Below are 22417 nucleotides of genomic sequence, written 5' to 3'. Positions count from 1 at the left end.
GGGAGGGGCCGGGGGTGGGTGCGCGCCGCCAGCGCCATCTCAGAACAATTTGCCCTGTTCCTTCGCCTCAACTGGCGCGGCCTTGAACATCGCCGGGTTCACATTGGGGATCACCGGCCGCTTGCCGGCAAAGAGTTCGGCCAGCGTTATGATCTGGATGCGCGGCACGGGCGTGCCGGTGCCAGGGTCATAGAATCCCGCCGCGGCGGCGCGGGCCTCCATCTGTTTCGTCGGCAGCGCGGCGGCCAGCAAGATGCCCAGCGCCGCCTTTTCGCGGCCAATGGTTTCCACCAGGCTGGCGACGTCGTTGACGTTCTTGTTCAGCCCACCCTTCACCGAAATGATCGCCTTTTCATGGGTGGCCTTGTCGCCATCAAAGCCATTGAAGAAGATCAGCCCATCGATGCCGCCATCCGGGCCTTTCTTGCCGCCCTTCCACGGCTGCCCGCCGATATGGGTGACCGCCCATTTCTGGAATTCATGCTTGTCCCGCAGCGCCAGTTGCATCGCGGAATCAAGGTCTTTCGGCCGCCCCTCCACCTCGAACGCGATGCCGGGAAAGGCATCCATCATGCGCTTCTCGATCAGCGCGATGGACAGGTGCGTGATGTCGATGCCGATCCAGCGCCGGCCCAATTTCTCCGCCGCATGCACCGCCGTGCCGCAGCCGCAGAAGGGATCGAGCACCACATCACCGGGATTGGACGAGGCGGCGATGATGCGTTCGAGCAGCGCGAGTGGTTTTTGTGTGGGGTAGCCGAGGCGTTCTGCGTCGGAGCCGTGTAGTGGCAACACGTCATCCCAATCATTTTGCAATGCGACGCCGGGCATTTCATCGAGATACCGCTTGTACTGCGGCACTCGCCCTGGGCCGGTCTGGATAATGCGACCGGCTTCGTAAAGTTCCTGCATTCGTTCCTTCGAGTAACGCCAGTACCGAGTGACTCCCAGAAATTCATAATGCGGGTTGCGCTTTTGCGGATTCGCGCCACCCGGAGCGGTAATGTCACCAAGCCGGTATTTTCTACCAGTGCCTTCCTCGGTATGACGATAGAAGGATTTGACATAGCTTTCATCGTAAGCCGTAAACTGCCAGTTCCACGTCCAAGATTCTGATTTTGTATAGAAAAAAATGATATCGCGGACGTTTCCGTATTGCTTCCGCCCTTGTGCGGCATCGTTATGCGCACTTTGCCGACGCCAACTGATTTCGGTTTTGAAACCGGTCGGCCCAAACACCCCATCCAGCAACAGCTTGAGATAATGGCTCGCCGTCGGGTCACAGTGCAGATAGAGGCTCCCGGTCGGCTTCAGCACACGGTGCAGTTCCACCAGCCGCGCCGCCATCATCGCCAGATAGGCCATCAACGCATTGTCATGCAGGAAACTGCGCATCGCGCTCAACAATTGCGCCACATCGGTGTTGTGGCCCTTGATCACCCGATCATAGGCGGCCTCGGCCGAAACGCCCCAGTTCCATGTGTCTTCAAACGCTTCGATCTGGCTGTCTGCCGTCTTGCCATCGGGCGATTTGAACAACTGGCTATAGGTGGCGTTGGAATTGAACGGCGGATCGAGATAGACCAGATCAGCACTGGCATCGGGAAAGGCTTTTTCGTTGGAAAGCCAATCAAGATTGTCGCCGTAATAAAGCCGGTTGGTCATGGCGGCCAAGTTGGCGGGGTTTGGGGGCAGGTGCAAGGGGCAGTGCCTCTTAACCCCAAAGAACGCTGTCATGCTGCCCCGGCCTTCGCCGGGGTGACGGGCCAGCATCCATCGTGGAGCACGCCCAGGCTGCGACGATGATGGGGTGCCGGCAGCGCAGTGGATGCTGGCCTTCGCCAGCATGACGGGGCTTTTTAAGGGGTGCTGTGTGACGGACGACAATGATGCCCTGACGCTGCGCAACGGGCGCATTTCGCTGCGGCTGATGTTTTCCCGCGCGCCTGCCCGCACCCGCAAGGTGTATTACTGGCTGCAGCCATTGCATGATGGCCAGCCGATGTTTCCGGATCACTGGTTCCGCCGGCTGGATCAAGAAATCGCTTATGGGCAACCGCCGGGCAGCATCTTTGCCAGCGATGACAACCCGTGGCTGACCTGGGCCATCCAGTCGGCCCTTGACAGGGGCAAGGTGGGGCGCTGGCAGTCGCTCGACGTATCAGCGCTGATCGTGCCCGGCGGACGCGATAGCTGCACGCTGTCGGATCAGTCCGAGCTGGCCGAAGACTGGTTTGATGTGATTTTTGCCTTTCACGCCGCAAGGGCCGGCGATGCCCGCTGGAACTGTCATGATGCCGGGCCGTGTTTGCGATTGAGCGTGCCTCGCGAAATGCTGGAGCGCTTCTGCCGCGCGCTGGGCAATGGCCTGATGGCCCGGCAGCCGCCCGATCCATATGAACTGCTGGACGACGACGCCGAGGAACTGCCCGAAAACTGACGGGTCAAGGGTCCGCGACCCTTGCCGCCGGAGGCTCCACTTCTTCTGTTCCCGGTCTGTCCTACAACCCCGCCAAGGGGTTATATCAAACCCATGCGCAGCAACACGCCCCCCGCCCCCAAAACCTCTTTGCGCCCGCAGCACAACGGTTGGTCGCCAGAGCGGCAGCAGCGGTTTCTCGATCATCTTGCGCTCCACGGCAATGTTTCGGCGGCGGCGCGGGCGGTGGGGATGACGAAGCAGTCGGCTTATTGGTTGCGGGGGCAGGCGCACAGCCAGGATTTCGCGCGGCGCTGGGATGCGGCGCTGGCTGATACGGGCCGCTGGATCGAGGATATGGCGCTGGATCGCTTGCGCGATGGTGAGACGGAGGTGATCGAGCGCGAGGGCGTGGTGGTGGCGGTGCGGCGGCGGCCGGCCGATGTGCGGCTGTTGCTGTTTCATCTCAAGCGGCTGGAGCGCGAAAAACAGAAAATGCAGGAAAAACAGCGCCGTATCCCGCCGGATTCGGCAAGTGTGGCAAAACTGCGGGCGGAGTTGCGGGCGCTTTGTGCGGACCCGGAGGATGAGGCTGCGGAGGCGGGTGAGGGGGCGGGCGCCGCGCCGACTTCGGCGAGCGGGTGAGGGTGGTCTTCTGTGGCGTCGGGCGGGCACACCCTCACCCGGCGCGCTGGCGCGCGTCTCGCCTCTCCCCTCAAGGGAGAGGGGGCTTCAAATCAATCTATGCCGCCCGCGACGCCACCGCCCCGCTGCCGGTGTGGATCACGTGTTCCACGCCGTCCACGATGCGGAACACCGTGCCTTGCGGCGCACGCGGGGCGACGGGGACGCCGTGCCAGGGGTCGCCGCCGGTGAGGTGTCCGCGCAGGACGCCGGCGGTGATGCCGTGGCTGATGGCGAGGATGGGCCGATCATGGGACAGGCTGGCGATCCAGTCGTTGAGGCGGTCGGCGATGGCGGGGAACCATTCGCCGTTTGGCGGGGGCTCGCAGAACAGGCCGCGCTCCATATCGACGATGGGGCGGCCGAGTTCGGCGACGATATCGTGGTACCAGCGGCCTTCCCAATCGCCGACGTCGATTTCGAGCAGGCGTTCGTCCTTTTGCCAGCGGAAGAAATCGAGGCCGAGATGCTCGCCGATGATGGCGGCGGTTTGCTGGGTGCGGCCCGACGGGGAGACGTAGAGGTCGAGATCGGGGGCGTGGCCGAGGGCTTCGCGCAGGGCCACGCCCATGGCTTCGGCCTGGGCGATGCCGGCGCGGGTGAGCGGGGTGTGCGCCATGTGGCCCTGCATGCGGGCGGCGGCGTTGAACACGGTTTCGGCGTGGCGGGCGAGAATCAGATCCATGGCCTTGGCATAGCCCCGAATTGCCGCAGAAGGCCACTACCACGCGCGCCCTGAATGGTTATAGTGATGATGAATTTTTCAATGTTGCAGGGATCAGGATGAAGGCCACTGTCGAACGGGCAACGCTGCTGAAGTGTCTGGGCCATATCCAGTCGGTGGTGGAACGCCGCAACACCATTCCCATCCTTTCGAACGTGCTGATCGAGGCGCGCAGCGATGGCTTGCGGTTGATGGCCACCGATCTTGATCTGCAGGTGGTGGAAACCATCCCGGCGGCGATCGATGTGAACGGCGCCACCACGGTTTCGGCGCACACCTTGTTCGATATCGCCCGCAAGCTCCCCGAGGGCGCGCAGGTGGAATTGGCGGTGTCGGGCGAGCGCATGAGCGTGGTGTCGGCGCGCAGCCGCTTCAGCCTTTCGACGTTGAAGCGCGACGATTTCCCGGTGATCGCCGAAACCGATCTGCCGGTGCACTTCACGCTGACCGCGGCCGATCTGAAGGAATTGATCGACGCGACGCGCTTTGCGATCTCCACCGAGGAAACGCGTTATTATCTCAACGGCATTTATCTGCATGCCACTGCTGGCTCGGCACCGCGGTTGCGCGGCGTGGCCACCGATGGCCACCGCCTGGCGCGGATCGAGCTTGATCTGCCGGCGGGTGCCGCCGACATGCCGGGCGTGATCGTGCCGCGCAAATGCGTGAACGAAGTGCGCAAATTGCTCGATGAACTGGCCGGCGATGCACCGGTGGAAATCAGCCTGTCGCCGGCGAAGATCCGTTTCAAATTCTCGGCCGATTCAACGCTGACCAGCAAGCTGATCGACGGCACCTTCCCGGATTACAGCCGGGTGATCCCCACGGCGAACGACAAGCTGCTGAAGATCGACGCGCGCAGCCTGGCCGAAGGCGTGGACCGCGTGGCGGCGATCGCCACCACCGAAAAGACCCGCGCGGTGAAATTGTCGCTGGGGCCGGACAAGGTGACCCTGTCGGTGACCAGTCCGGAAAATGGCACGGCCTCCGAAGAAGTCTCGGCCGATTATGGCGCCGATGCGCTGGAGGTCGGCTTCAACTATCGCTATCTGCTCGATATCTTGGCGCAGGTCGGCAGCGATCAGGTCGACATGCACCTGGCCGATGCGTCGGCGCCGACGCTGATCCGCGAGAATGACGATTCGCGGGCGCTGTATGTGCTGATGCCCATGAGGGTGTGAGGTTACCCGCCTGACGAGTTAGAGGGACACCCTCACCCGCTCGCCGAAGTCGGCGAGTCGCCTCTCCCCTCAAGGGAGAGGGGGCCCTCAATGCCCGCCCATGCGCTCCGCCAATATATGCTGCACGGTCGGCTGCATGCGCGCGTTGTAGCGGGCGAGCACCGGGTGATCGCCGCCGCTGCCGAACTGGGTGATCAGGTCACGCCCGGTCCAGTAATGCAGGGCAAAGCCGGGGGCTTCGGCGACGATCATGTCGCGGCCATCCGGGGTTTCCGGGTCGATCTCGCGGAAATCGATGGCGACTTGCGGCCCGCTCGATGGGCAGACGGCGAGCGTGGTGCCGTGCCAACTGGTGACCATGGCGCGGTGCAGGTGGCCGGTGACCATGCGGATGATGTGGGGGTGGCGCTCCACCACGGCGGCCAGCCGCCCGACCCAGGGCGCATCGATGTCTTCGGTCATCCAGCCATTGCCGGTTTCGATCGGTGGGTGGTGCAGCACCAGCACGGTCGGCCGCGTGTCTTGGGCCAGGGCGGTATCCAGCCAGGCGGCCTGATCGGCGGAAAAGGCGCCGCCATGATGGCCTTCCGACAACGTGTCCAGCACGACAAAGCGCAGGGCACCATGGACGAGCGCATATTGGACATGGCCGGTCGCCGTGATCGGCACATCGGGAAACACATTGCGGAAATTGCTGCGGTCGTCGTGATTGCCGAGCGCGAGCAGCACCGGAAAGGGCAGGCGATCGACCACGGTTTTCAGCGTCTGGTAAGAGGCGTCCGTGCCATGTTCGGTCAGATCGCCGGTGGCCAGCAGCAGATCAGGTTGCGGCGTGAGCGCGAGCAGCGAATCGATCACATCGTCAAAGCGCTTGCGGTTCAGCTCCGCCGGGTCGTCCGGCTGGAAGCCAAGGTGGATATCGGTGACCTGGGCAATCAACATCGCATGGCCCCCGTCCGCTGCGCCCGAATGGCGTCAGCTTGATCGCCGACAGATACGCATCTTGCGGCGAATGTGACGCACGCGTCATGAATGCGCAAGCCCGCCGCCGGCATCTGGCCCGCCTTCACCAGGAACGCGCCCTTGGACTGCGCAGGGCCGCAACGCGCGCTGCTGCGCCGCCATGCCCCGCTGGCAACGGCGTCGCGCCGGTATTGCCTTCATGGAAACCGTGGCAGGTGTCGCAACTGGCGCCGGCCTTGGCTGCGGCAGGCAGCAGGCTTTTTGGCGGCGCGCCATGGCATTCACGGCAGTTGGCAACGCCGGGGATCAGCACATCGGTGGAGGCCTTGGATTTCAATACGCCGGTGTGGCAGGCGATGCAGGCGGCCTGGCCGGTCTTGCCGTCATGGCTTTTGTGCTGGCCGTGCGGGAACTGACCCTTTGGCAGATAATGATCGTTGATCGATACCGGCGCGATGGCGAAGCGCTTGGTGATATCGGTGGCGCCGGTGTCGGAGACGACATGGCAATCTGTGCAGATGCCCTTTCCGGCTGTGCCAGCACCGTTGAAGACCGCCTCGACGGCCGAGGCCGCCCTGGCCCGGGCATCGCCGATGCCGCCCAGCCGCAATTGCGTGGCCTCCACCTCGGCCATGCGGCCGGGCAGGCGGCGTTCAAAGGCGATGCGCTGCACGCCTGCCCGCGGCGCGATGGCCTGTGACAGATAGAAATCGCGGATGATGCCGGCGACTTGCGCCGGCTTGCCGTGGGGCAATGTACGCAGCGTGTCGCCGTCGCGCGCAAAGGCCAGATCATGGCATGCGCCGCAATTGGCCTCCATTTCGATCGGTTTGAAGCGCAGCTGATCGGTGTCGGGCTTGTGGCAATAATTGCAGGGCAGCGCGCCATCCGCGCTGGTGGGCAGGCCCTGTTTCTGCGCCATGTTGGCCACGGCATTGCGCGTCGATTGGTGCAGGTCGTGCGGGTAGAGCAGGCCGGATTGTTCGCGCGCGCCGTTGAGCGCGGTGCGGGTGAACTGCGGCGTGCCCGGCGCTGGTGCGGAAACCAGCGTGGCCCGGAAATCCGGATGCTTCGGCCAATCCTGCACATCGGCCACCTGCGTGTCGCCCAGCCGGGTCTTCATGCCATCGTGGCAATCGGTGCAGAAGCTGGCCGCCACCGTCATCACCGTGGCTTCGCCTTCATGTTCCTTGTGGCAACTGGTGCAGCGCCCCTGCGGCAGGTTGAAGGCCTTGTGCGCGATCCCCAGGATGCCGCCTTCCGGCATCTGGCTGTCTGCCAGCCGCGCCGCCGAGGCATGACCCGGCAGGGCGGCGGGCGTGTGACAGGCCTGGCAACTGCTGTCGGTGACCGAAACAAAGGCCTTGTTGTGGCAGGCACCGCAATTGTTGGCCAGGCTGGCATGGGCGTTGGACAAGCTGCCGGTGGACCAGAGCTCGTCAGGCGCGGGGCCGCCGGCCGGCGTGGCGCGGGGCTGCGCCACTTGCAGGCCAAAGGCCGGCGCCGCGCGGTCGGGCTGCGCCGCTTCGGCCAGCATGTCGCGGGGCAGCGCGGTCGGGCCTTCGCGCAGAAAATGCACCAGCGGCAGCACCAGCATGATGGCCAGCACGGTCAGCGCCCCCAGCCAGGCCAGCCGTCGCCGGGTCGGCATCGCGCCCTGCAGCGAGAAGATCGAAACTTCCTGCGCCGCGTCTGCCGTGTCGATCGGCGGCACCACGCGTTCGGCCGTGATGGCAATGGCGCCGCCGTCGCCTGCCGACAGCGACAGGCGGAACGGGCCGATATCGATCACCGGCGCATCGGCAATCGCCACATCGGCACGGGTGACGAACTTGCCCGCCACTGCGACCGGTACACCGCCGGTGGTTTCCACGCTCACCCGGCCGGGGGCGATTTCCGCAAGCCGGGCGTGGCGCAGCATCACCGCGAGATCGGCGAGCTGGATATCGCAATCGGTGCCGCGCCCGACGCTGATTTCGGCTGCGGACAAGGTGCGCGTGCGGATGATGTCGCCACCGTCGGCGCGCTTGGCGACCTGGCGGATGATGAAGCTCATGATCGCCCCCCCATGCATCGCGCCCCCGTGCATTGCTCCCCGGTGCATTGCCAACGACGCATCGCCATTACCAATACAGGAACACGGACAGGATGTGCGCCAGCAGCGCCGCCAGCAGCGCGAGGGTGACCGGCACGTGGATATAGAGCCAGAATTCCAGTCGGGCTTTCAGGCGGATATGGCGGCGTGCCTGGCTCAAGGCGGCCTCCTTGCGCTCCAGCAGGAACTGGATCTGCTCCACGGCTTCATCGGCGCGGCCGGCGCGTCTGTCGGCCGTCACGCGTTCCGAAATGGCGGCGAGTGCCCGCGCGTTGCCGTCCTTGGCATAACTGCCGAACAGGCGCTGGGACAAGGAGCCGGCAATGCGGCATTGTTCGAGGCTCAACCGCACCAGCGCTGCGTCGTCCGGCCCCAGCGGCTGCGCGGCGGTATCGAGCTGACGATCCAGCGTGCGGATCGCCTCCAGCATCTGCAACTGGGTGAACTCGCCGCGATTGGCCGACAGTTTTTCGGGCAATGTGGCATAAAGGCTGATGCCCCACAGGCCGGACAGGATGACGATCATCATCAACATCCAAGCCAGCGTGTGGACATTCAAGCCGAGCTGAAACCCGGTGTGCAGCGTGCCGATGACGATCAGCGACAGGCCGAGATAGACATGGGCGCTGGTCCAGCCCTTCAGGCTGAACGGCTTGGATCCGATCACCCGCTTGCGCACGCCGAGCAGGCTGAGCCAGACGATCATGCCGGCACCGATGGTGCCCAACAGGTAGCCCAGCCAGGTGCCGCCATTGTGACGCGGGATCGGATCGGCAAGCAGATAGGCGCCCAGCGCGACCAGCGAAACGGTCGCGGCGATTTTCGCCCAGCGCGCGCGGCGGTGGGTGAGGAAGCCTTCATGCGCCACATCGCGCGGCCCGCGCGTCACGGCCTTGCCGGTCATGGCCTTGCGGGTGCCTTGGCGCGGGGGAGCGGCGTTGGGGGGAGCGGCGTTGGGCGCAGTGGCTTTGCTGGCCATCAGCTGCCGTCCCGTGCCATCAGCGCCACGCTGAGGAATTGTTCGGGCGACACCCGGATGGCGGCGCCGGTGGGGCAGGCGCGCACGCAGGCCGGGCCGCCATCCTGGCCCGAACACATGTCGCACTTCACCGCCTTCTTGGCCCTTTCGGCATAGGCCGGATCGGCCTTCTTCGACCATTTGTAGCTGGGCTCACCGGGTCCGGGGCCGCTGCCGAACAGGAACCAGCTGAGCAGCCAGGGTTTTTTCGGCGGCTCCTTTTCCATGCGGATCACGCCATAGGGGCAATTGCGCTGGCAATTGCCACAGCCGATGCAGGTGTCGTCGATATAGACTTCGCCGGTGGGGCCGCGGTGGATGGCATTGGGCGGGCAATCGGCCATGCAGTGCGGACGTTCGCAGTGGCGGCAACTGGTCGGCACGTGCAGATTGGCATAGGTGCGGCCGGCCTCGCGATCCAGGCGCGACAGGCCATCATGGGTGTCGGCACAGGCCTTTTCGCAATTGTCGCAGCCGACGCACAGTTTTTCATCGATCAGCAGCACGTCGGTCGCTTCACCAACACCCTGATCCACCAGGAAATTGGCGACGCCGGTGAACGTCTCGACGATGCCGGAGAAACTGTCCTTCTTGGACTCGATGAAGTTGTTCACCGCCACCCGGCTGGCCATCTCGCCACGGACCTTGTCGAGCAATTGCGGTTTGGCGGCAAGCAGGGCGCGGAAGGGTTCGCCCGACAGGCGGATGACATCGCTTTTCACGGCGGCGCGGACCGTGATGCCGCGCGGGCCGCCTTCGACGACTTCTGTTTCGCCGACGAACGAACCCGCCGGCACATAGGCGAGGAACACCGGCTTGCCGCCCAGCGTCTTTTCCACCACCATCGATCCCGACCGGATCAGGAAGATGGCGTCGTCGGTTTCGCCTTCCTTGATGATCTCCTGGCCGGCTCGCAGGGATTCCACCTTGGATGCCGCGATCACATCGACCAGATCGGCCGAAACCAGCCCGGATTTGAAGATCTGCAGCAGGCTGCGTTCGGTGGTGACGCGGGTGATCTCGCGGGCGGCCGATGGCACCTGGCTCATCAGCTTCAGCGCGGCGTTGCGGCTGATTTCCACCAATACGCAATCGCTGCCGGCCCGGATGGTGGCCCCGCGCTGACGCCCGGAGATCAGGCCGATCTCGCCGAAGATCGTGCCGGCGCCCACCGGCACGGTGATCGATGGGTCCGTGGGGTTGACCTCGACCAGCACATGGCCTTCGGCGACACCGAACAGCGATGATCCGGGTGCATTGCGTTCGAACACCACATCGCCGGCGCGGTAGGCCCGCACGCTTGAATCGAGCATGAACTCGCGCATCTGCAGGCTGCTCATGCCGTTCAGGATCGACACGCTGGTGCGCAGATGTTCCAGCCATTCGGCCACACTGCGCCGGCCCGGCATACCGGCCAGCTTGGCTTCCAATATCGGCTCGTCGGCCGGTTTCAGATCCAGATTGCCGTTGATGAATTCGACGACATCATGGCCCTGATTCATGCAGTGCTTGATCAGCGGATAGCCGGCGAGCGCGCCGACCACATGGATGCCCGGCGCCGTCGATTCAAAGGTGGCAGACAGTTTTGGAAAGGCCAGCCGGTCGTTGGAGGCGAATTCCACCCCGCAACTTTCCACAAAGCCGCGCGGCGGTGCCGATCCCATGCGGGCAATCATCCGATCGCAGCGGACCCGCACCTCGCCTTCGCGGGTGTCGAGCGTGACCCAATCCGGTTCGATCACCTTGGTGGTGGTTTCGGTCATGACGCTCATGCGCCCCGTATCGCGCGCTGCCATCAAGGCCTTGACGTTGGCATCCTTGGCATTGGCGAAATCGGCCGAGCGGTTGACCAGCGTCACCGTGTTGTTCTGCGCCGGATCCGCAGCCAGACCCAGCGCGTTTTCGATGCCGGCATCGCCGCCGCCGATCACGAAGATATGTTCATCGGTATAGGCGGTCGGATCGTCGAGCTGATACTGCACATGGGACAGATTGCCGCCGGCGCATGCCATCAGATTGGGGTTGCCCTGGGTGCCGATCGCCAGAATCACCGTGTCGGCCAGAACGTCCTCGCCATTGGTGAGTGTCAGCCGATAGGGCGGGGCGAGGCGCTGGATTTCCCTGGTTTCGCTGGTGCCGTCGCGCTTGCGGCTGACGATCTTCATGATCGAGCCGGGAATCGGATCACCGGTGCCGACAATGGCCTTCACTTCGGCATGATATTTCACATTCACCGCCGCCGCTGCGGTCTGCTCATTCCAGTTGCCGAGCACCACTTCGCGTTTGCCGGCATCGAAATCGAGCGGGGAGCGCAGGACCAGTTGCGACGGCGTTGCCATCACATGCTTGCCCTTCTGATATTTGTAGATCGTATCGGAAAGATGATCGGTCTTTTCGAGCAGGATATGGCTGAGGCCCAGCCGAGCCGCATGCGCCGCTGCCGACAAACCGGCCGGGCCGGAGCCCACGATGGCGATGCGATACGTCGTCACAATGGCCTTGCCCCCCGGATCAAGCCCTGTCTTCCTACGCTTGTTCTGGATAAATCCTAGCATCTTGACACGCATCGGCTAGAGCAAGAATCGCAGGCCATGCAATTAATGCACGTTCCTGTTCTGCCGCCCCATCGGAGACGCAGCGCCCATGCTTGCCGAAATCGGCCATTTCGCCCTGATCCTCGCCCTGCTGGTGGCCGCTGCGCAAGCGACCTTGCCCTTGTTGGGGGCGATCCGCGGCGATGCGGCGCTGATGGCGTTCGGGCGGTCTGCCGCCGGGTTGCAGGCCGGGCTGATCGCGCTGAGCTTTGGCTGCCTGATGACCCTGTTTGGCCAGGCCGATTTTTCGGTGGCGCTGGTGGCCAATCATAGCGCGCTGTCGCAGCCATTGCCCTATCGTTTGGCGGCCACCTGGGGCAACCACGAAGGATCGATGCTGCTCTGGGTGCTGGTGCTGTCCATCTATGGAGCGGGCATCGCCCGCTTCGGCGACAATCTGCGGGCCACCTTGCAGGCGCGCGTGCTGGCCGTGCAGGCGATGATTTCGGTGGCGTTCCTGGCGTTCGCGCTGTTCACCTCCAATCCCTTCGCGCGGCTCAGCCCGGCGCCGTTCGATGGCGCGGAACTGAACCCCTTGCTGCAGGATCCCGGCCTCGTCTTCCACCCGCCGCTGCTCTATCTGGGTTATGTCGGTTTCTCGGTCACGTTCAGCTTTGCCGTGGCCGCGCTGATGGAAGGCCGTGCCGATCCGGCCTGGGCGCGCTGGATGCGGCCCTGGGTGTTGGCGGCGTGGGTGCCGCTCACCTGCGGGATCGCGCTGGGCAGCTTCTGGGCCTATTATGAACTGGGCTGGGGCGGCTGGTGGTTCTGGGATCCGGTGGAGAATGCCAGCTTCATGCCGTGGCTGATCGGCACGGCCCTGTTGCATTCGGCGATCGTCACCGAAAAGCGCGGCAGTCTGGCCGGCTGGACGATCCTGCTCGCCATATTGGCCTTCTCGCTGTCCCTGGTGGGCACCTTCCTGGTGCGATCCGGCATTCTCACCTCGGTGCACGCCTTTGCGGTCGATCCGAAGCGCGGCGTGTTCATCCTGGCGATGATCATCGGCGCCACCGGCACGGCGCTGGCGATGTTTGCCGTGCGCGCGCCGATGCTGCGGTCGGGCGCACTGTTCGGCAGCGTCAGCCGCGAAGCCGGCCTCACGCTCAACAATCTGTTGTTGATGGCGCTGACGGCGGTGGTGTTTCTCGGCACATTCTACCCGGTGATCATGGAGGCCATCGCGCCCACCAACAAGATTTCGGTTGGCCCGCCCTATTACAATCTGGTGTTCGCGCCGCTCGCCATCCCGCTGCTGATGCTGGTCACGGTCGGGCCGGTGCTGGCGTGGAAACGGGATGAACTGGGCCGCGTCGGGCGCAAGCTGCTGGTGCCGGCGGCGGCCGTGCTGGCACTGCTGGCCGGCCTTACGCTTTGGCTGGGCGTGGCGCAGGCCGCATCGGCGCTGGGTCTGGCGCTGGGCGCCTGGTTGATCCTTGGGGCGGTGCTGGTGCTGGTGCGGCGCTGGTGGGGGGCTGGCGGCTTTTCGTGGCGGCTGGTGCGCACCACGCCGGCGGCGACCATCGGCCTGGTGCTGGCCCACGCCGGCCTGGGCGTCACCACGGCCGGCATAGCATCGATGGGGGCCTTTTCGGCCGAGAAGATCCTGGTGATGCGCCCCGGCGAGACGGCCAGCGCCGGCCCGCTCAAGGTGACGATGGTGGGTGCGCAGGAGGTTGATGGCGCCAATTATCGCGCGCTGCGGGCCCAGTTCAACGTGACGCAGAACGGCAACACCAACATCTTGTTCTCCGAGCGCCGGATGTACACCGTCTCCGGCAACCAGACCACCGAAGCCGGCATCAACGCTTCGATCGCCGGCAACCAGTATATTGCGATCGGCGACGTGCAGTCCGACGCGCGCGGGCAGGGATTGGTCGTGCGTATTTACTGGCATCCGCTGGTGGGCTGGATCTGGTTCGGCGGTCTGCTGATGGCGATGGGCGGCGCGGCATCGCTGGCCGATCGCCGCTTCCGCATCGGCGCGCCGCAGGTGCGTGCACCCCTTGCGTCCGGCCTGGTTCCGGCGGAATAAGCTGCGCCCATGATACGCCTGATCTTCATCCTGCCGATCATCGCCTTTGCCGGCCTGGCTGCGTTTCTGGGCTTCGGCCTGACGCAAGACCCCAAGGCCCTGCCCAGCCAGTTGATCGACCGGCCGCTTCCGGAATTCGCGCTGCCCGGCATTGCGGCCGAAGCGGGCGGGGGAGCGGGCTTTGCCAGCGCCAGCTTCAAGGGCGAACCGCGCCTGCTCAACATCTGGGCCAGTTGGTGCGCCGCCTGCCCGCAGGAGCATCCGGTGCTGGAACGCATTTCGGCCGAAGGTTTCCCGGTTTACGGCATCGCCTGGAAGGACAAGCCGGAAGACAGCCGCAACTGGCTGGCACGCTATGGCAATCCCTATGCCAGCGTCGCCGCCGATGAACAGGGCCGCACCGCCATCGATCTGGGCGTTACCGGCGTGCCGGAGACCTTCATCGTGGATAAAAAGGGCCGTGTGCGCTTCAAGCAGATCGGCCCGATCAGCCCGGAGGTGTGGGAAGGCCAGATCAAGCCACTGATGCAGCAATTGCGGGCCGAGGCATGAGCGGGGTTGTTGGTCGTGCGCTGAACCTCTCCCCTCCCCTTCAGGGGAGGGGCCGGGAGTGGGGACGTGCCGTGAATCGCCTCCTGGCCAGCTTGCGCCTCGACCCCACAGCCCCACCCCCAACCCCTCCCCTGAAGGGGAGGGGAGCCGGATTGCGCTCCGCGGCAGTTTTCGCTCTGCTCCTCGCCACCCCCGCCGCGGCCGTCCTCCCCGATGAAATGTTGCCCGATGCGGCGCAGGAACAGCGGGCGCGGGCGCTGAGCAAGGATTTGCGCTGTGTCGTCTGCCAGAACCAGTCGATCGACGACAGCGATGCGCCGCTGGCCCGCGATCTGCGCCTGCTGGTGCGCGAGCAGATCGCTGCCGGCAAAAGCGACGCGGCGGTGCGCGAATATGTCGTGGAACGTTACGGCAATTTCGTCCTGCTGAAACCGCCGGTGGAAGGCGACACGCTGCTGCTGTGGGCGGGGCCGTTCGCCGTGCTGCTGCTGGGCGGTGCCGGCCTGATCCTGTGGCAGCGCCGCCGTCCTGCCGCTGCAGCCGATACAGCTTTGACCGCGGCCGAACAGGCCGAGCTTGACCGGTTGTCCGGCCCATCTGACTGAGACCCTCATGACACTCTGGATCATCCTCACCGTGCTGGCGGCGCTGTCTGCCGCCTGGCTCACCATTCCGCTGGTGCGCCGCCATGAAGCGCGGGTGGATGCCCGTGCCGCCACCATCGCCGTGCTGAAGGATCAGCTCGCCGATGTGGACGTGCAACTGGCGTCTGGCAGCATCCAGCCTGCCGAGGCCGAGGGCCTGCGCAACGAAGTGCGCCGGCGCTTGCTGGCGGCCGGCCACATCCCGGCCGATCTGGATCGCACGCTTGGCCAGAAATCGCTGTCCGTCGTGGCGCTGGGCCTGGCCGGTATGGTCGCCGTGGCGGCGGCCGCACTCTATGCCAGCATGGGTCAGCCGGAACTGGCCAGTGGCGCCGCGCCGGCCCCGGCAGCGCCCGCCGCGGCTGCGGCCGGGCAGGCCGCTGCGCCGCAAGCTGCGCCGTCTGCCGAAGTGGCGCAGTTGATTTCCGGCCTTGAAGCCAAGATGCAATCGACACCGAATGATCCCGAAGGCTGGCGCATGCTGGGCTGGAGCTATTTCCAGACCGGGCGCTACGCCGATGCCGCCAAGGCCTATGGTCGCGCCATCGCGCTGAAGCCCGATGGCGTCGGCTTTCAATCCGCCTATGGTGAAGCGCTGGTGCAGGATGCCGGTGGCCAGGTGACGCCGGCAGCCGCAGCCGCTTTTGAAAAGGCCGCGCAACAGGATGGCGCCGATGCCCGCGCCCGCTATTTTCTGGGCGTGCGCAAGGCTGAACAAGGCGATCGTCCGGGCGCCATCAATGATTGGCTGACGTTGCTGGCCGATTCGCCGGCCGACGCGCCGTGGTTGCCGCAATTGCGTGCCGTGATCCAGCAGACCGCGCAGGCCGCCGGCATCGATATCGCCGCGCGCCTGGCCGCCACCAAGCCCGCCGGCAAGGCCGCCGTGCCCGGTGTGCCGGATTCAACCGTTGCGGCGGCGGCGGCCAGTGCGGCCCCCCCGCCCGCAGGCCCTTCTGGCGTGATGCCCAGCCCCAGCCGCGATCAGGTGCAGGCCGTACAGCAAATGGCCCCGGCCGATCAGCAGGCGATGATCCGCGGCATGGTCGAACGGCTCGCCGACCGGTTGAAGACCAACCCCAGGGACGAAGCCGGCTGGCTGCGTCTGATGCGCGCCCGTCAGGTGCTTGGCGATCTGGCGGCGGCCCGCGCGGCGCGGGATCAGGCGCTGGCGTCGTTCAATGGCGATGCGGCGGCGCAGGGGCGGATCAGGGCGGCCGGGGCCGAAATGGGGCTTTAAGCCAGCAACTGCGCCAGCAACGGGTTGGGAAAGCGCCGGCGCTGGGTGATGGCGTGGAATTCCTCGGTCAGGCCGGGGATGGTGAAAATCTCCACCAGGGTGCCGGCGGCGAGTTCGTCCTTCACCACGATCGGCGGCACCAGGGTGAGCGCTTGCGAGGAGCGGGCGAGCAGGCGCAGCATGGCCATGTCGTCCACTTCAGCCAGGATGATCGGCTGGATTCCGGCGGCATCGAGCAATTGATCGAAACCGGTGCGAATATCGAGGCCCCTGGCCGGCAGCAGCACCGGCAGCTTGGCGAGATCGTGCGGGAACCGCAGTGGGCGGCGCAGGTAGCCGGGCGGGCCGACCAGGCCCACCGGCTGCTGCGCGATGCGGCGGCTGATGATGTCGGGCGCCACCAGCCCACGCGGCGGCTGGTTGGCGAGCACGACATCCAGTTCATGCGCTTCCAACTGCGCCAGCAGGTCGCGCAAGGTGCCGGATGCCATCACCAGCTCGACATCGCGGCGGCCGATCAGCGGCGCGATGAACTCGGCCTGGAAATTGCGCGACAGCGTGGGCAGCGCCCCGATGCGCAGCACCTGCTGATCGAGCCGCACCCGCCCGGCCAGCGTCGAGACCAGCGCATCGCCGGCGGCAAACACCGTATCGGCATAATCCAGCGCAATCTTGCCGGCCTCGGTCAGCGCCAGGCGGCGGTGGCTGCGTTCGAACAGCGCGTGGCCCAGCGCTTCCTCCAGGCTTTTCAGCTGCACCGACAGCGCTGATTGCGACAGGTGCAATTGCCCGGCGGCGCGCGTCAGGCTGCCGGCGTGTGCCACGGCATGGAAATAGCGCAAATGGTTGTAGTTCAAGGCCGCCACCGCAAATACATTCATTAAAACGAACAATAATCGACATTATATATATTTTACGCAGATGCTTCCACCCCCTATCTGGCGTGTCGTTCCCTGTTTCGCGATGGAGCGACGTCATGACGATCACCCCCCTGTTATGGCTGGTGCTGGCCGGGCCGGCGGCACTGCTCGCCCTGGCGGCGCTGCCGGCCGGCGCTGCCAGGCCACTTGCCACCCGGGTTCGCGCCGCTGCGCTGCTCGGCCTGGCCAGCGCTGTCCTGATGGCTTGCGTGGTGGCCGTCGCCGGCCCGCTGGCAACGCCCGCGCTGCCCTTCATCCTGTTCGATGGCCTGACCGCGGTGATGTTCCTGTTGGTCAGCTTCGTCGGCTGCATCGTCGTGCAGTTTGCCCGCACCTACATGGCTGGCGATCCCGGCCATGTCCGCTTTACCCGGCTGTTGTCGTTCACGCTGGCCAGCGTGCTGCTGCTGATCCTGTCCGGCAATCTGCTGCTGTTCCTTGCGGCCTGGGTGGCGACCTCGCTGGGGCTGAACCAGCTGCTGCTGTTTTATGGCGACCGCCCGGCGGCGATCCTGGCCGCGCGCAAGAAGTTCATTGCCAGTCGCCTGAGCGATCTGGCGCTCGTCATCGCCTTCGGCCTGTTGTGGCAGGCCTTCGGCACGCTCGACATTGCCGGGCTTCATGCGGCGCTGGCGGGCGTGGCCGCCAGCGGTGCCACTGCGCCGGCGCTGACGGGTGCCGCGGTGCTGATCGCGCTCGCGGCCTTGCTCAAATCGGCGCAATTCCCGCTGCACGGCTGGATCACCGAAGTGATGGAAACCCCGACGCCGGTCTCCGCGCTGCTGCACGCCGGCATCATCAACGCCGGTGGTTTCCTGCTGCTGCGCTTCTCGCCCTTGCTGCAACTGGCGACGCCGTCGCTCGATCTGCTGATCATCGTCGGCGGCTTCACCGCCCTGTTTGCCAGCGTGGTGATGCTCACCCAGAATGCCATAAAGGTGGCGCTGGCCTGGTCGACGATCGCCCAGATGGGTTTCATGTTGCTGCAATGCGGCCTTGGCGCCTGGCCGGCCGCGCTGCTGCATATCGTGGTGCACTCGCTCTACAAGGCGCACGCCTTTCTTTCGTCGGGCAGTGTCATCGATATCGCCCGCGCCAGCTGGTCGCGCAGCCCCGGCGGTGCACCGCATCCGCGGCGACTGGCGTTGGCCGTGGCCGGCGTGCTGGCGACGGTGGCGGGGGTGGGCACCTTGTCCGGCCTGCAGCTCAGCCGCGAACCGGGAGTGTTCGCGCTGGGTGCCATCCTGTTGATGGGCTTGGTGCATCTGCTGGCGCAGGGCATCGATGAACGGCCGACCGGCTATGTCGTGGTCCGCACGGCGGCGGCGACACTGGCGGTGGCCGGGCTGTGGTTTGCGGTGCAGGCCGGCATGGCGGCGCTGATGGCCGGCACCTTGCCCCCCATGGTGGTGCGCGCCGATCCGCTGGCCTGGCTGGCCATCATCCTGGTGGTGGCGGGCTTTGCCGCGATCACCATCGGCCAATCCAGCGTGCTGGCGGCGCGGGGCGGCCATGCGCCGGATTGGGCGCGCGCGCTCCATGCCCACGCGCTGAACGGGCTTTATGTCAACACGCTGGCCAACCGGCTGGTGCTGAAATTCTGGCCGACCAGCTTGCGGGCACGCCGTTGAACTTTCTGATCCGAAAGGATATTTCTCATGATTACCACCAGCTTGCCCCGCCCCGATGCCGCCACGGTGTCGGATGTGCCTGAAGAGGCCATCGCGGCCGCCATCGCCGCCGCCTGCCAGCGCATCGCGCCGCTGTGGCCGCTCAAGCATTTCGTCGCGGTCAATCCGTGGCTGGGCTTTTCGGGGCAGAGCTTTGCCGCCACTGCCGCCACGCTGCGCCGGGTGTGCAAGGCCGACATGCTGATGCCGCGTGCATTCTATGCGCAGGCGCTGGCCGACGGCGTGATGGATGACGGCCATATTGCCGCGGCGATCGCCCAGGCGCCGGCCAATGCGCCCGTCCCTGTCGACGTCGTGGGCGCCAGGGCTGCACTGGCGCGTGGCCCGGCAGCGCGGGGCGGCCCGGCGGTTGTCGCGACCATTGCCGAAGTGCTCGATCGTCTGTCGGCCGGTGATCGGCAGGCCAGCCGCACCGCCTTCATGGTCGATGAAATATCGCGCTGGTGTGCCGCCTATTTCGACGAGGGCCAGGCGAGCTGGCAGATGCCGCATCGCCACATGGGGCCGTGGGCGGCGTGGCGGGAAAGCATGCGCCACGATCGCAATCCGCAAGCCATGGGGTTGACCGGCTTTCGTGCCCTGATCGCCAGCCTGCCGGCCGATCCGAACGCCGCCATCCGCCATATCGTCACCGAGATCGGCATTCCGGCGCGGGCGTTGACGGATTATCTGCACCGCGCGCTGTTCGATATCGGCGGCTGGGCGGCCTATGTGCGCTATCTGGTGTGGGACAATGGCCTGTATGGCCGCGCCGACAATCGGCTGGTGCAGTTGCTCGCCATCCGCATGGCGTGGGGCTATGCGCTGTTCCGCCAGCGCAGCGATGCAGCCTTCAAGAGCGCCTGGGCCGAAGAAATGCGCCAGGCGGCACAATTGCCCGACGATGCGGGCCTGTCCGTCGATCCCGATCTGGCCATCGATCTGCTGTTTCAGCAAGCCTATGAAATCGCGTGGCAACAACGATTGCTGGCCAAGCTGCACAACCAGGCCGCGGCCAGGATCCCGGCTGTCCGGCCGGTGCTTCAGGCGGCGTTCTGCATCGACGTGCGCTCCGAAGTCTATCGCCGCGCGCTCGAAAAGGTCGTGCCTGGCGTGGACACCATCGGCTTTGCCGGCTTCTTCGGCTATCCGATCGAATATGTGCCGATCGGCCGCGACACCGGCGGGGCGCACTGCCCGGTGCTGCTCACCCCGGCGTTCACCATCAGCGAACATGTGCACGGCGCGTCGCCTGACGAGGAGATCGAAGCGCTGGGCCTGCGCCTGCTGCGTCGCCGCGCCGCCAAGGCCTGGAAAGGCTTCAAGCAATCCGCCGTGTCCAGCTTTGCCTATGTCGAGGCGCTGGGGCTGGCCTTTGCGCCGAAACTGGTCGGCAATGCGCTGGGGCTGACCCGCACCGTGTCTGATCCTGGTACGGACGGGTTGGACGCCTCGGTGATCGGTCGGCTTGGGCCGCGCCTCGAAGCGCGCCTGATCGGCGGGCGGATGACCGGGCTCAACAACGATCAGCAACTGGCGCAGGCCGAAGCCGTGCTGCGCGGCATGGGCCTGACCCGCAATTTTGCGCCGTTCGTGCTGCTGGCTGGCCATGGCAGCACAACTGCGAACAACCCGCACGCCTCCGGCCTCGATTGCGGCGCCTGCGGCGGCCATACCGGCGAAGCGAGCGCCCGCATCGCCGCCGCCATCCTGAACGAACCGGCGGTGCGGCTGGGCCTGCGCAGCCGCGGCATCGATATCCCGGATGACACCTGGTTTCTGGGCGCGCTGCACGACACCACCACCGATATCGTCACCATCTTCGATCGCGCCGGGCTGCCGCCGGCGCTGCGCGCTGATCTGCCGGCGATCGATGGCTGGCTGGACCGGGCGTCGGCGCTGGCGCGGCGGGAACGCGCGCGCTTGCTGGATATCGAACAACCCGGTGGCGACATCGATGCGCAAATGCTCGAACGCAGCCGCGATTGGGCGCAGGTGCGCCCCGAATGGGGGCTGGCCGGCAACGCCGCCTTCATCGCGGCGCCGCGGGCCCGCACCGCCAGCATCGATCTGGGCGGGCGCAGCTTCCTGCACAGCTATGATTGGCACGGGGATGACGGCTTTGGCGTGCTGAAACTGATCATGACCGCGCCGATGGTCGTCGCCAGTTGGATCAACCTGCAATATTACGGGTCGGTCGTGAACAATCAGCTTTGGGGCGCCGGCAACAAGGTGCTGCACAATGTGGTCGGCATGCTGGGCGTGCTGGAAGGCAATGGCGGCGATCTGAAAACCGGGCTGGCCTGGCAATCCGTGCATGATGGCACGCGCCTGCTGCACGAACCCTTGCGCCTGAACGTGATCATCGCGGCACCGCTGGCCGCGATGACCGACATCATCATGGCCAACCAAATGGTCCGCGAACTCGTGGACAATCACTGGCTGCATCTGTGGGCGATGGACGATGAAGGGCGCGTGTCGCACCGTTATGCCGGGGATGGCGAATGGACGCTGCTGTAAGGGCGGGGTGATGTTGCCGGCGGCGGCTTGGCAAGCGTTGAAGGGTGCCGCATGAAGGCAGGATGAGTGTTCTCCCCCCATCACCCGAAGACGCGGGCCACTGGTTCCGCCGCACCCTGGCGGTGATGGCCGGCATCGCTCTGGCGCTGGCGGCGTGGCAGTTGCAGCAACTGGTGCTGATCCTGTTTGCCGCCGCCTTGATCGGCTTGATGCTCAACGATTTCACGGTGCTTCTGCAACGCTGGCTGCGGCTGCCGTTTGCCGTGGCGCTGGCGGCGGCAATCCTGATCCCGCTGATCGTGCTGTTGGTGGTGTTCGGTCTGTTCGGCAGCCTGATGGTGGAACAATTCATCATCCTGGCCGAACGCTTTCCGCTGGCGCTCAGGAATGTGCAGGATTGGGCGCGCGCCACCCCGATCGGTCGCGAAGTCCTCGCCCAGATCGGCGGCCTGACCCCCAGCATGGCGCAGGTCGCCGGCATCGTGCAGAGCGCGCTGGCCAATGTCGGCTCGGCGATCACCGGCCTGGCCGTGGTGCTGGTGGCCGGGCTCTATCTGGCGGCGCAGCCGCGGCTTTATGTCGATGGGCTGATTGCCTTGTTGCCGCCGGCGGCCCAGCAACCCGCCAACGAAATCCTGGGGGTCGTGCGCGATGCGATCTCCGCCTGGCTCAAGGGCCAGGCGATCGGCATGGCGTTTGTGGCAGTGGGCACTTCGCTGGGGTTGTGGCTGGTCGGGCTGCCGTCGCCGCTGGCCATCGGCCTGGTGGCGGGCCTGTGCGAATTCGTGCCCTATCTGGGCGTGGTGCTGGTGTCGGTGCCGGCGGTCATCCTCGGCTTTGGCCAGGGCGTGGAAACCGGCATCTTCACCGTCGTCGCGCTGGTGGTGGTGCAGCAGTTGCAGGGCAATGTGGTAACGCCGCTCGCCCAGAGCAAATTTGGCGATCTGCCGCCGGTGCTGACCATCTTCAGCCTGATTGCCGCCGGTACCTTGCTCGGTCCGCTGGGCGTGGTGCTGGCCGTGCCGTTCACGGTGGTCGGCATGGCGCTGCTCAGACACAGATTGACGCAGCTTGGGCGAAAATCGCCGTTGACGGGCGGTTGACGACCGGCCGCGAAGCCAGGTGCTTGCGCCATCGGCCGGTGCGTGTATCAGCCCG

The 22417-nt window shown here is 65.7% G+C and carries 17 protein-coding genes; 10 read left to right on the top strand and 7 right to left on the bottom strand.

The window, feature by feature from the left end; genetic code table 11:
• Nucleotides 1-39: 39 nt before the first annotated feature.
• Entirely contained in the window at nt 40-1665 is a 1626-nt protein-coding gene (locus tag ABWP22_RS00190; protein WP_353197906.1) for a site-specific DNA-methyltransferase, read from the bottom strand.
• A 208-nt stretch (nt 1666-1873) separates the two neighbouring features.
• Here ABWP22_RS00190 and ABWP22_RS00185 point away from each other — a divergent pair, with 208 nt between their 5' ends.
• Nucleotides 1874-2440 carry a hypothetical protein gene (locus ABWP22_RS00185; RefSeq protein WP_353197905.1) on the top strand — a complete coding sequence of 189 codons (567 nt, stop codon included), beginning with the start codon at nt 1874-1876 and terminating at the stop codon, nt 2438-2440.
• Nucleotides 2441-2569: 129 nt separating this feature from the next.
• Entirely contained in the window at nt 2570-3064 is a 495-nt protein-coding gene (locus ABWP22_RS00180; protein ID WP_353197904.1) for a hypothetical protein, read from the top strand.
• Nucleotides 3065-3161: 97 nt separating this feature from the next.
• On the opposite strand, the gene ABWP22_RS00175 is transcribed toward ABWP22_RS00180, so the two are convergent.
• On the bottom strand, nt 3162-3788 hold the full coding sequence (locus tag ABWP22_RS00175) for a histidine phosphatase family protein (protein ID WP_353197903.1): 627 nt from the start codon (nt 3786-3788) through the stop codon (nt 3162-3164).
• Between the two features lie 98 nt (nt 3789-3886).
• Here ABWP22_RS00175 and dnaN point away from each other — a divergent pair, with 98 nt between their 5' ends.
• Nucleotides 3887-5008, top strand: coding sequence for a DNA polymerase III subunit beta (gene dnaN / locus ABWP22_RS00170; protein ID WP_353197902.1), 1122 nt, complete (start codon nt 3887-3889; stop codon nt 5006-5008).
• A gap of 87 nt (nt 5009-5095) precedes the next feature.
• Here dnaN and ABWP22_RS00165 read toward each other — a convergent pair whose 3' ends face one another.
• The 4 genes from ABWP22_RS00165 to ABWP22_RS00150 form a co-directional block, all read right to left on the bottom strand.
• Nucleotides 5096-5950, bottom strand: a complete 855-nt coding sequence (locus ABWP22_RS00165) for a phosphodiesterase (protein WP_353197901.1) — start codon at nt 5948-5950, stop codon at nt 5096-5098.
• Nucleotides 5951-6074: 124 nt separating this feature from the next.
• Nucleotides 6075-8027 (bottom strand): cytochrome c3 family protein, encoded by a 1953-nt coding sequence (locus ABWP22_RS00160; protein WP_353197900.1) that lies wholly within the window; start codon nt 8025-8027, stop codon nt 6075-6077.
• A gap of 67 nt (nt 8028-8094) precedes the next feature.
• On the bottom strand, nt 8095-8970 hold the full coding sequence (locus tag ABWP22_RS00155; protein ID WP_353198402.1) for a hypothetical protein: 876 nt from the start codon (nt 8968-8970) through the stop codon (nt 8095-8097).
• Nucleotides 8971-9044: 74 nt separating this feature from the next.
• On the bottom strand, nt 9045-11579 hold the full coding sequence (locus ABWP22_RS00150) for a cyclic nucleotide-binding domain-containing protein (RefSeq protein WP_353198401.1): 2535 nt from the start codon (nt 11577-11579) through the stop codon (nt 9045-9047).
• Nucleotides 11580-11727: 148 nt separating this feature from the next.
• On the opposite strand from ABWP22_RS00150, the gene ABWP22_RS00145 reads away from it, so the two are divergent.
• From ABWP22_RS00145 to ccmI, 4 genes are all read left to right on the top strand, one after another.
• The gene (locus tag ABWP22_RS00145; protein WP_353197899.1) at nt 11728-13713 is read left to right on the top strand and encodes a heme lyase CcmF/NrfE family subunit; all 1986 of its coding nucleotides are present in this window, start codon (nt 11728-11730) and stop codon (nt 13711-13713) included.
• Between the two features lie 9 nt (nt 13714-13722).
• On the top strand, nt 13723-14265 hold the full coding sequence (locus ABWP22_RS00140; protein ID WP_353197898.1) for a DsbE family thiol:disulfide interchange protein: 543 nt from the start codon (nt 13723-13725) through the stop codon (nt 14263-14265).
• A gap of 152 nt (nt 14266-14417) precedes the next feature.
• Nucleotides 14418-14870, top strand: a complete 453-nt coding sequence (locus ABWP22_RS00135) for a cytochrome c-type biogenesis protein (protein WP_353197897.1) — start codon at nt 14418-14420, stop codon at nt 14868-14870.
• Nucleotides 14871-14877: 7 nt separating this feature from the next.
• Nucleotides 14878-16149 (top strand): c-type cytochrome biogenesis protein CcmI, encoded by a 1272-nt coding sequence (gene ccmI / locus ABWP22_RS00130; protein ID WP_353197896.1) that lies wholly within the window; start codon nt 14878-14880, stop codon nt 16147-16149.
• Here ccmI and ABWP22_RS00125 read toward each other — a convergent pair.
• Nucleotides 16146-17030, bottom strand: a complete 885-nt coding sequence (locus ABWP22_RS00125; protein WP_353197895.1) for a LysR family transcriptional regulator — start codon at nt 17028-17030, stop codon at nt 16146-16148. The genes ccmI and ABWP22_RS00125 overlap by 4 nt on opposite strands.
• Nucleotides 17031-17125: 95 nt before the next feature.
• Here ABWP22_RS00125 and ABWP22_RS00120 point away from each other — a divergent pair, with 95 nt between their 5' ends.
• The 3 genes from ABWP22_RS00120 (at nt 17126) to ABWP22_RS00110 (ending at nt 22362) form a co-directional block, all read left to right on the top strand.
• Nucleotides 17126-18700 carry an NADH-quinone oxidoreductase subunit L gene (locus ABWP22_RS00120; protein WP_353197894.1) on the top strand — a complete coding sequence of 525 codons (1575 nt, stop codon included), beginning with the start codon at nt 17126-17128 and terminating at the stop codon, nt 18698-18700.
• A gap of 27 nt (nt 18701-18727) precedes the next feature.
• Nucleotides 18728-21259, top strand: a complete 2532-nt coding sequence (locus ABWP22_RS00115; protein WP_353197893.1) for a YbcC family protein — start codon at nt 18728-18730, stop codon at nt 21257-21259.
• Nucleotides 21260-21321: 62 nt separating this feature from the next.
• Nucleotides 21322-22362, top strand: a complete 1041-nt coding sequence (locus ABWP22_RS00110) for an AI-2E family transporter (protein ID WP_353197892.1) — start codon at nt 21322-21324, stop codon at nt 22360-22362.
• Nucleotides 22363-22417: the final 55 nt, after the last annotated feature.

The sequence above is a fragment of the Sandarakinorhabdus sp. genome (genome assembly GCF_040398665.1).
Lineage (GTDB): Bacteria > Pseudomonadota > Alphaproteobacteria > Sphingomonadales > Sphingomonadaceae > Sandarakinorhabdus.
The sequence above is the reverse complement of the archived record's forward strand: the minus strand, read 5'-3'. Positions and strand labels throughout refer to the sequence as shown.

What these genes read in the sequence shown, in the direction of transcription:
- ABWP22_RS00165 (WP_353197901.1), bottom strand. Translation starts at nt 5,950, where the DNA reads ATGTTGATTGCCCAGGTCACCGATATCCACCTTGGCTTCCAGCCGGAC.
- ccmI (WP_353197896.1), top strand. Translation starts at nt 14,878, where the DNA reads ATGACACTCTGGATCATCCTCACCGTGCTGGCGGCGCTGTCTGCCGCC.
- ABWP22_RS00120 (WP_353197894.1), top strand. Translation starts at nt 17,126, where the DNA reads ATGACGATCACCCCCCTGTTATGGCTGGTGCTGGCCGGGCCGGCGGCA.
- ABWP22_RS00125 (WP_353197895.1), bottom strand. Translation starts at nt 17,030, where the DNA reads ATGAATGTATTTGCGGTGGCGGCCTTGAACTACAACCATTTGCGCTAT.
- ABWP22_RS00115 (WP_353197893.1), top strand. Translation starts at nt 18,728, where the DNA reads ATGATTACCACCAGCTTGCCCCGCCCCGATGCCGCCACGGTGTCGGAT.
- ABWP22_RS00160 (WP_353197900.1), bottom strand. Translation starts at nt 8,027, where the DNA reads ATGAGCTTCATCATCCGCCAGGTCGCCAAGCGCGCCGACGGTGGCGAC.
- ABWP22_RS00155 (WP_353198402.1), bottom strand. Translation starts at nt 8,970, where the DNA reads ATGACCGGCAAGGCCGTGACGCGCGGGCCGCGCGATGTGGCGCATGAA.
- ABWP22_RS00190 (WP_353197906.1), bottom strand. Translation starts at nt 1,665, where the DNA reads ATGACCAACCGGCTTTATTACGGCGACAATCTTGATTGGCTTTCCAAC.
- ABWP22_RS00145 (WP_353197899.1), top strand. Translation starts at nt 11,728, where the DNA reads ATGCTTGCCGAAATCGGCCATTTCGCCCTGATCCTCGCCCTGCTGGTG.
- ABWP22_RS00175 (WP_353197903.1), bottom strand. Translation starts at nt 3,788, where the DNA reads ATGGATCTGATTCTCGCCCGCCACGCCGAAACCGTGTTCAACGCCGCC.
- dnaN (WP_353197902.1), top strand. Translation starts at nt 3,887, where the DNA reads ATGAAGGCCACTGTCGAACGGGCAACGCTGCTGAAGTGTCTGGGCCAT.
- ABWP22_RS00110 (WP_353197892.1), top strand. Translation starts at nt 21,322, where the DNA reads ATGAGTGTTCTCCCCCCATCACCCGAAGACGCGGGCCACTGGTTCCGC.
- ABWP22_RS00140 (WP_353197898.1), top strand. Translation starts at nt 13,723, where the DNA reads ATGATACGCCTGATCTTCATCCTGCCGATCATCGCCTTTGCCGGCCTG.